The sequence below is a fragment of the Limnochordia bacterium genome (assembly GCA_023230925.1).
Classification (GTDB): Bacteria; Bacillota; Limnochordia; order DUMW01; family DUMW01; genus JALNWK01.
The window spans coordinates 1-8032 of sequence record JALNWK010000084.1; the positions used below are offsets into that span (position 1 = coordinate 1).

Annotated in this window: 9 protein-coding genes and 1 pseudogene; 7 read left to right on the forward strand and 3 right to left on the reverse strand. The window is 45.3% G+C overall.

The features are described from left to right. Nucleotides 1-340: 340 nt before the first annotated feature. Nucleotides 341-700, reverse strand: coding sequence for a hypothetical protein (locus tag M0Q40_12115; GenBank protein MCK9223340.1), 360 nt, complete (start codon nt 698-700; stop codon nt 341-343). Further along, nucleotides 663-1466, reverse strand: coding sequence for a transposase (locus tag M0Q40_12120; protein MCK9223341.1), 804 nt, complete (start codon nt 1464-1466; stop codon nt 663-665). Before M0Q40_12120 ends, M0Q40_12115 begins: the two co-directional genes overlap by 38 nt. Before the next feature lie 279 nt (nt 1467-1745). Here M0Q40_12120 and M0Q40_12125 point away from each other — a divergent pair, with 279 nt between their 5' ends. From M0Q40_12125 to M0Q40_12140, 4 genes and pseudogenes are all read left to right on the forward strand, one after another. Then, nucleotides 1746-3536, forward strand: a complete 1791-nt coding sequence (locus M0Q40_12125) for an ABC transporter ATP-binding protein/permease (GenBank protein ID MCK9223342.1) — start codon at nt 1746-1748, stop codon at nt 3534-3536. Then, nucleotides 3520-5277 (forward strand): ABC transporter ATP-binding protein/permease, encoded by a 1758-nt coding sequence (locus M0Q40_12130; GenBank protein ID MCK9223343.1) that lies wholly within the window; start codon nt 3520-3522, stop codon nt 5275-5277. Before M0Q40_12125 ends, M0Q40_12130 begins: the two co-directional genes overlap by 17 nt. Nucleotides 5278-5299: 22 nt before the next feature. Then, a complete protein-coding gene (locus M0Q40_12135; GenBank protein MCK9223344.1) occupies nt 5300-5509 on the forward strand; it encodes a hypothetical protein in 210 nt (69 codons plus the stop codon). A gap of 209 nt (nt 5510-5718) precedes the next feature. Next, nucleotides 5719-6225 (forward strand): annotated as a pseudogene (locus M0Q40_12140) (reverse transcriptase domain-containing protein). Here the strand turns inward: M0Q40_12140 and M0Q40_12145 are convergent. Beyond that, nucleotides 6168-6686: a hypothetical protein gene (locus M0Q40_12145; GenBank protein MCK9223345.1), complete on the reverse strand. Its 519-nt coding sequence runs from the start codon at nt 6684-6686 to the stop codon at nt 6168-6170. The pseudogene M0Q40_12140 and the gene M0Q40_12145 overlap by 58 nt on opposite strands. 186 nt (nt 6687-6872) lie before the next feature. Between M0Q40_12145 and M0Q40_12150 the strand changes: the two genes are divergently transcribed. From M0Q40_12150 to M0Q40_12160, 3 genes are all read left to right on the forward strand, one after another. Then, nucleotides 6873-7178: a hypothetical protein gene (locus tag M0Q40_12150; GenBank protein MCK9223346.1), complete on the forward strand. Its 306-nt coding sequence runs from the start codon at nt 6873-6875 to the stop codon at nt 7176-7178. Nucleotides 7179-7225: 47 nt separating this feature from the next. After that, on the forward strand, nt 7226-7531 hold the full coding sequence (tnpB, locus tag M0Q40_12155) for an IS66 family insertion sequence element accessory protein TnpB (GenBank protein ID MCK9223347.1): 306 nt from the start codon (nt 7226-7228) through the stop codon (nt 7529-7531). Nucleotides 7532-7544: 13 nt separating this feature from the next. Continuing rightward, on the forward strand, nt 7545-8032 hold a 488-nt coding region (locus M0Q40_12160; GenBank protein ID MCK9223348.1), incomplete at its 3' end, for a hypothetical protein.

The following is an 8032-nucleotide window of genomic DNA, read 5'->3' on the forward strand; positions in this document are numbered from 1 at the left end:
GAATCACTGATCGGGATGAACCGGAATCACTGATCGACATGAACCGGAATCGGTGATCGGATCGAACCGGAATCGGTGATCGGGTTGAAGCATATTCAGTGATCGAAATGACCGGAATACACGTCTTTTGCGGTCTAAGACGAAATAGGATTGTAGAGGATACAAAAACCATCCATCGAAATCTCTCGGAAAGTAGACGCTGACTGGGAATATACGGCAATAACGTGATGGAATGAAGTAGTTTCGCTTTGCACCTTGACAACTTCATAAGCAAATTGGTCGGGTGGTTGATCTTGCCCCAAAAAAGGGTACGTTGAACTGGAACCGGATGGACCACCGATTACGGTAAATCATGGTAATTAGCTGTTCTTATTTTATGGCCTGCGGGGTAAATGAGCACACCGTTTTCGGAGATGATGATCTTATCCGGGTACTTTCGATTACCCGTATTGCCAAGATTAAGGTCAATGATGGGTGCTATGTTCCAGAAATGATGCAGTTTGTATATCGCATAGGCGTCATGGGCGGAATCATAAATTGCCCGGGCAAAGGTAAAGTCGGGTAAAAGTTGACGTAGACGACTAAGACAAAAGACCGAAAACGGTCCATCGTGCCTATTTGCTTGAGCGACGTCCAACAACAGGGGTAGATCATAGTTACCATCACAGGTACTGTAAACGCACGTAGATGGAATAACCATAGAAGTAGACTTCACTGTAACTATCCCAGCCCCATCGTGCGTCAGGATCTGAATAGATGCGTTTGCAATCACAAGAGAATATCCTTTGCTTTCGGCATGTGCATGTTGGTTTACCATAGGGGCTACTGCCAGATTCCACCGGGGTACCGTCCCCACTAATGGTGAGATTATTAGTATCCCCAAGAAGTTTTAATTGTGCGGAAGGAAGGACGGCAACCTGGGTAAAGAGCTTTTGGAATAGGCTCTGTGGACAATGATGGGCAGTTCTACCTTCCATCGCCTTGTCCACAATTTGGGCCACAATACCATCATGACGCGGTTTTAGCTTCTTGCCCTTTTTCTGAGGTTTACGAGGCTTTCGATTCTTTACTCTAGGACGTTTCTGTTGAGGCTCCTCGAGCCATAGGCGGTCAAGGAAGTCGTAGAATGTACCGATGCCCGGATCGTGGCCATCCTCAAACCCACATGCCATTACCAGAACGGGGTCACTTCGCAAGACTTTAACCCAGCTGGTAACCGAATCATGCCTGTAATGGTTCATGGCCACAAGAGCTCTGAGAATCTGCGGTTGATTAACCGCAGGTCGTCCACCTTGGCCATAGTACGGCGCCAGCAATTCTAAAACCGGATCCAGGTCCAGGTACCAAAGTTTGCTAATTAAAGCGTCATGGTATTCGAGATTTCCAGCGTGGTTAGTATAGAGTTCGATCCACCTTTCAGTAACAAATTGCTGATACTCGGCATGACTTTGCCAAAACACAAGCATAGAAAATCCCCTCCAGGACAGTAATGGTATAAAATGGTAATCCTACATGTCCATTATTGGGGCGTTTTGGAAAAGTCAAGTCCGGTACAGGGCCGCATAGACCCAATTACGCTGATAATAAAGTCTATACGACCATAACCTCGCTAGACCGCAAACTATTGCTTATGAAGAATGTCAGGGAAAGTGGGGGTGAAACACAGGGCTATAGAACCACAGTTTTGCTTTACATGCAGGTTTAGAGTTTCCGTGAGATTTCCTATCCCGTACGGAGGTGTCCATGTGAGAAAGATCGCTAGGCTGTGTTTATGGTTAAGGACCTGCTACCTGAGTAATCCAGTTCGCCTTATTGTATATTTACTGGCAAACGTTGGAGCAGTATTCCTTGGTGCTTCATTCCTGGTTTTTTCGGGAAGGTTGATTGATCAAGTGGTCGCTATGTTTCAGGATGGGGTAGATGCTGATCCATATGCATTGCTTGCACAAATGATCGGTATTGGGGTCTTAACGGCTGCTTTTCGCTTCATATCAGCGGTTGCCGAGAAACGCCTTACTGATGACCTGGAAAGACATCTTTCGGAGCGTTTCTTCAATGTCGTTCAGGGAGCAGACTTCTTATTGTTTGAAAGACAGAGTTTCCAAGAGAAAATGAAAGCTGCTAGGATGGTTACTAGCGGCGCAGTAATGTGGATGGTAATGCATTTCTCTCAGATACTATCATTGGCGGCTGCGGTAATTGCCTATCTTTCTATATTAAGAACCACTTCATTTAGCGCCATGATTATGGCTGGGCTATCGTGTCTGGCAATGTCCGTTTTTGGAAGCATGAAACGTTTTAAGACCCGCCATCAGGCACGGTTGGCTCTCATTGAACGCGAAAGGAAACTTTCATATATTGAAGACCTCGTATTCTCATCTCAAGTCGCGAAAGAGATTCACACCTTCAATCTATTCAGCGCCCTAAAGAACGAATGGGACTTTAGATTTGGAGAGATTCAGAGTGAGCAAATCTCAATGGCAAGAAAGGATATTGATGCTAATCTCGTTCTCAACTCGTTTCCAGTTCTTCTGACCATGATGTTACTTGCGAGTTCGTTTTATCTGGGTCATATAGATTCGCCGGGCAAGTTTACGGTTGTACTGGCTGCTTTCACAGTCCTAATGGGAAGCATCAAGGATGTCGGAAAGGCAGTCAGCGATTTCTACGAGGCTTCGGTCCATCTGGAACTACTTGGTGATTTCGAGAAGTTAGGAGAGAACTCGGAAATCACGTTTTCTGAGTCCAGCGGTGAGGGCATCCATGAAAACATAATTGAGTTGAGCGATGTTTCCTTCACATATGACAATGGTAAGACATACTCTCTAACTGGCATTGACCTTGCGGTGAAGAAAGGTAAGGTTGTTGCTGTGGTTGGTGAAAACGGTGCGGGGAAGTCTACTCTTGCTAACATAGTGTTGGGTCTATATAGACCAGAAAAAGGTAGCATTAGGGTGAGGGGAGAAGACCCATATCACAGTGGATGTAATGACCCAAAGGTGATATCGATATCGCAGACGTTTGGGCGATACTTTGGGCTTACCTTGAAGGAAAATGTGGCCTTCGGGCTGGACGGGGGCAGGTTGTCCCTGGATGATGATCTTGCGGCTCTCTTTAACAAAGTAGGATTGGATTGCCATGACGTTCTAGACCTAGTCGTCGGCAATCAATTTGATGGTATTGATCTCTCAGGAGGACAATGGCAGAGAATAGCCATTCTAAGGTCATTTATAGATTCCGCCGAAATTGTAATCTTCGATGAACCTACAGCTGCCCTAGATCCGCTCTCGGAAATTGAAGTATTTGATGCGCTGATGAACACGCATAAGGGGAAAACCATTATCCTAATAACTCATCGTCTCGGAGTTGCGAGAAGAGCTGACGAAATAGTGGTGTTGCATGATGGTGAAATAGTTGAGAGCGGAAGCCATGAATCGTTGATGGCACAAGAAGGTCGTTATAGGGAGATGTTTGATTCGCAGGCGCAATGGTATAGCGGTACACAAGGTGGTGATTTACTTGCTCAACACGGTTAAGGTAAACAAACTTCGGTGCTTTGGCAGGATGCTTTTCAAGCTTGTAAGGATACAACCTATTCCCGCAGGTCTTTTGGCGATTCTTTCCATAATTCAAGGAGTGTTGCCAGCTATTGAGGTAGTCGTAATTGCACAAATCTCAAAATACATCGTGCAGGGCCTTGATTCTGGATTCCATTCGGTTATACAGTGGTTGATTCTATTATTGATATGTCGAGTTGGAAGAGAGATTTTGGCTTTTTCTTCTCAGCGAGTATCTCTGTGCATTAAGAGAAAGGCAGCGAAGGAACTCAAAGAAGATCTAGTTGACAACATCATGACCACAGATGTCCGGCAGAGGGAAAAAAGGGAGTTTTCTGATACGATAGTTCGGGCCCAACAAGCTATTGATCCAGTGCGTTTGATATATTTGTTTGAAAGGGTTCCTGCCTTCGTTTCCCAGTTTCTGACTGCGGTATCGCTGTGTCTGTTGCTTTTCCACGTGAACTGGGCACTGCCAGTAATAAATGTGACTGTTTTGATCACTTGCGCTCTTTTGCAGTCCAGACTCAGTAAGTACTATTTTGACGGCTTCAGACGAACGTCGAAAGAAGAAAGGATGTTGGGAGCTTACTCCTCAGCTCTAATGACTAAGAATACTGTCGCTGAATTGAGGGTTCTCAGGAGATATGATTGGATGTTGGCAAAATGGCGAGCGTTTGATACGGATTACAAACAGAAACTCCAGAGGAAGCACAACGTACGCGAGTTAGCTGGGAAGGTTATTGGGTTTGTTATGCAATACGGAGTACCTGCTCTTTCAGTCTCGATCGTGCTCATTTCGAGAGGCCTCGTGCTCGAGAATGTCATTATCGCTTTGCAGTCGTCAATGGCATTAGCTGGAGCAGTATATTACCTGGTTCTCGATTTCTCATCTTATACCGATTCAATTGAACTATACTCTGATTATTGCCGTTTTTTTGATACAAGGCGGCCAGCATCTCTGGGTAACCCAATTGAGTCTGATGGTGTCGAAATTGACTGTAGAGATGTTACGTTTTCCTACCATGATAATCACCAATTGGCCGTGGATGATGTTACATTAAAGGTTCGTCCTAGCGAAAAAATTGTCTTGGTAGGTGAAAATGGTTCCGGCAAGACAACCTTAGTCAAACTTATTCTAGGATTGTATAAACCTTCTTCTGGGACGATAGAACTTGGAAAACAACTATCACTGGACGGGAACTGTGCGAAAATCTCAGCGGTATTTCAAGACTTCACGAAATACTATCTTTCTCTTCGCCACAATGTAGGGTACGGAGAAGTATCATTGATGAACAAGGATCACGAACTATACGACGTGCTTAAGAAGGTAAATCTGGCTGAAGAAGACTACATTACACGCCTAGACGAACAATTAGGACCACAATTTGGCGGGAGGGATTTCTCTCATGGACAGTGGCAGAAGATAGCAGTTGCTAGAGGGTGTTTGCGAAGGAACCATGGGCTTTCGGTGTTCGATGAACCTACTGCTTCTTTGGATCCTATAACGGAATCGCAAATTATCAAGAGTTTTCTAGAACTTATTGGTGATTCGACCTGCATATTTGTGTCGCATCGGTTATCATCTGTTAAACTAGCTGATAGGATTATTGTTATGAAATCTGGACGTATAATTGAGGAAGGCACCCATAAAGAGCTAATGGCTTTGGGAGGAGAGTATTACCGAATGTTTGATCAGCAAGCCAAAATGTATGCCTGACCACAAAAAGAGGAGGGATGATATGAAGAGACATCGTCTTTGGGTGTTGTTGTTCATTTTGCTGAATGTAACAATTGGTGGTATGGCGACCAAGTATGTTGTTGAGTTTTGGACAGATTTCCTAGGAAATCCGATTTCTGTTTCGTTGTTACCTGCTGCTTTGGCGGGTCTGTTTGTGGCACCTGTTACGTTGCCGCTCGCCATTGCAACCTATATCATTAATCTATTCTAAAGTTTTGGTCTATGTACTTGAATAAAGGTAAGCGTCAAGACGACCACACCTTGACAGCTAGAAAGAAGGGAGAAACTTAACACGACGTTTAGTCTGGTTTGGCGCAATCGAGTAGGTCAACGCTAGGTGATCTGCCTAGCGTTTTTTAGAGTGTAATGGGTTTGCCGGACACGCAGGAAGAATCTATAATCATAAGTAGAGAGGGCGTGTCTGTTAAAAGACTGCAGTACCTGCTGACCCACTCTTTTCACGCAAAAGCCTATGCGGTCAAGAAAGTAACCTCGAATAAGGGGAAGAACACCTCTGGGATAGACAAAAAGCTCTGGTCGACCTCAGCTTCAAAAATGAAAGCAGTTTTAGCGCTTACTGACAAACGGTACAAAACAAAGCCCCTTAGGCGAGTATACATTGAGAAGAAAAACAAGGGCAAGAAGCGCCCACTTGGAATTCCCACAATGTATGACCGCGCAATGCAGACACTTTATGCACTCGCTCTCGAACCAGTAGCTGAAACAACTGGAGACAGCGTATCCTTCGGCTTTCGTAGAGGTAGGAGTGCAAAGGATGCCTGCGAATAGATATTTGGTGTGCTGGCGAGAAAATGCTCTCCAACATGGGTACTCGAAGGAGACATCAAGGGTTGTTTTGATAACATCAATCATGATTGGTTAAAACAGAACATTCCCATGGACAAAAGGATAATGACGCGATTCCTAGAAAGTTTAGGGTGCCGGACGATTTTTATTGTTCTCATATCGATGAGGTGCTGTTCGCCCGACATAAATAACCATCTCTTTCCATCTTTTTCATGCCAATATTTGTTCAGTCGCCACCATTTGCTTTTGTTGGGGTGGCGGTGCTTAGCCCATTTCTGTAACAGGTGATACAGTGTGTTGTTGACGTAGGAGAAGACTTGGCTAGCCACAACATGTTTGTGATAGTTGGCCCACCCCCTGATCACTTGGTTTAATCGGCGGATGAGGTCAGATTGACTACTAGCTTTTCCGTCTTTTAGAATAATGCTGGAGCATTTACCTATCAGGGTTTTTATGGAGTCCTTTGATGGTTTGATGATGAGCTTCCCTTTGAATTTCCGGAATGTCCATCCAAGGAAATCGAAACCTTCGTTATGTCTTATTTCCAATTTATGGTTGTTTATGGGTAAAAATGGGCGCACTTAAATAAGCCTGTAACGATGGCTTCTTTTTTTTGAGGCCTCAGAGTAGGCTCTGGCTAAACTTGCAGGGCGTGTGACCATAGTTTCTTGTACGGCCAACATCGGTAAGCGTCAAAGCCAACCCACCTACCAGCATTTTAGCCTCGATGCCATAATGGATTTACAATGGCAAAGGAGTTGGTTTAAATGACCGAGAAACAGAAACAGGAATTGTGGGTCGAACGTATCGAAGACTTTCGCTCTAGTGGCCAAAGTCAGGTAGCCTGGTGTCAGGAACAAGATATACCGGTACACCAGCTCAGATACTGGTTGCAAAAACAGCGAAAGAACGTGTCGGAATCGGTTGGTAGCCGCTGGATTAGTATGCAGGCCACGGTCGCCTCCGGGTCTGGGGTATCGCTACGTCTCGGCGCTATCACTTTGGACATCGAACCGGGCTTTAATCAGCAGGTCTTAGTGGATGTGGTCAACTCACTGATGACCGTATGCTGATTGGTCACCCCAGGCAAAAGGTTTATCTCGCTGTCGGGGCCACCGACATGCGTAAAGCTGTGAATGGCTTAGCGGCTATCGTGCAACTTGATTTCGAGTTAGATCCTTTTGAGCCCTGCCTGTTTGCCTTTTGCAACCGGATGAGAGACAAAGTCAAGATCCTGGAGTGGTCTGAACGGGGTTTCTGGCTCGATTACTTCCGCTTGGAGCAAGGCAGTCTACCATGGCCACAGGAAGGTGAGGAAATCAATCCTTTGGATATTACCTGGCAAGATCTTCGTTGGCTCTTGGAGGGGACCTCGTTAAGACCAATCGAAAAACGTCTCGTAAATCCCCCCAAATACGTAGTTTAGGCGCAAATTATTTTTGCGCTTTTTTCTTTTTCTTGCAGGACTTTCGCTTCAAAACGCGAACTTTATTAGTATGGAAAACACTACGCAAACCCCGACCACAACTGAATCTACCTGGCAAGAACGTGCTCTGAAGGCTGAGGCCCAAGTGGAACTTCTCGCTCACGAAATTGGTTACTTGAAAGCCCAGTTGAGGCTCCTGCAAACCAAACGTTTTGGATCCAGCAGCGAGAAAACAAACAAGGACCAAATGCAGCTCTTCGATTCTCTTTTCAACGAAGCGGAGGCTTCGGCCGAACCATTCGCACCCGAACCAGAACAAGTTACGGTGACCGAGCATAAAAGAGCCAAGAAAAAAAGCAAAAGAGGTCAGAGCCTTGACGGTTTACCCGAGAACATTATCGAATACCACCTTCCCGAGGAAGAACTGGTTTGTTCTTGTTGCGGTCATGAGAGGCATGTCATCAGGCAAGAAATCACCCGCGAACTTCGCTATGTTCCAGC